General features: G+C 39.1%; 1 protein-coding gene. It reads left to right on the forward strand.

The window, feature by feature from the left end:
- Positions 1-1,214 (forward strand): Cna B-type domain-containing protein (locus tag JHK64_RS07425; protein ID WP_199568390.1); only part of this gene is annotated, 1,214 nt, incomplete at both ends.

Genomic DNA, 1,214 nt, shown 5'->3' on the forward strand with positions numbered 1-1,214 from the left:
CTCTGTTGTAGAAGAAGATGCTGTTGCTGGTTATACGTCAGCAACAAGTCCACTAATTTCTGGTAATGTTACTATTACAAACTCACATATTCCAACTGTGACACAAGTTTCAGGTAAGAAAATCTGGAATGATGCGAACAACCAAGACGGTAAACGTCCAACAGAAATTACTGTCAACCTATTAGCAGATGGTATTGCGACAGGGAAAAAAGTCACAGTAACCGAAGCTAATGGATGGACATATGAATTTACAGATTTACCTGAATTTAAAGATGGTCAAAAGATAGTTTACACGGTGATAGAAGACGCTGTTACAGATTACACAACAACTTATAAAGACTTTGACATTACAAATAGTTATCAACCAGGCAAAACTAGTATAACCGTTATCAAAGCATGGGATGATGCCAAAAACCAAGATGGCATCCGTCCAGATAGTATCCAAGTACAACTCTATGCTGATGGGCAAAAAGTAGGTGCTGCTGTGGATGTTACAGCGGCAAGCAATTGGACTTACACTTGGTCAGATCTTGATGCCAAAGCTAATGGTCAAGATATTGTCTATACTGTTGAAGAAGTCGGAACAATTGATGGTTATACAACAACTGTAGGACAGCTGATTTCAGGAAGTGTAACTATCATCAATAAACATATTCCAAATCTTGTGTCTATCTCAGGTACTAAGACTTGGAATGATGCTGATAACCAAGATGGTGTTCGTCCATCAGAAATCGTTGTTAACCTCTTAGCAGATGGTCAACCAACAGGTCAAACCATGACCGTTAATGAAGCTAGCAACTGGGCTTATACTTTTACAAACTTGCCAGAATTCAAGGCTGGTCAAAAAATTGTCTATAGCGTGACAGAAGAAGCTGTTCCTGGCTATACCACAGACATTAATGGCTTTGATATTACTAACACCCATACTCCAAGTCTTGTTTCTATCTCAGGTACTAAGACATGGAATGACGCCAATAACCAAGACGGTGTTCGTCCAGCAGAAATTATTGTTAACCTTCTAGCAGATGGTGTGGCAACTGGTCAAACTAAGATCGTTACTGCTGCCGACAACTGGACATATGAATTTACTGACTTACCAGAATTCAAAGACGGTCAAAAGATTGTCTATAGCGTGACAGAAGAAGCTGTTCCTGGCTATACCACAGATATTAATGGTTTTGATATTACTAATAACCATACTCCAAGTCTTGTTT

The organism is Streptococcus zalophi (genome assembly GCF_016481285.1).
In the GTDB taxonomy this organism is placed as follows: Bacteria; Bacillota; Bacilli; order Lactobacillales; family Streptococcaceae; genus Streptococcus; species Streptococcus zalophi.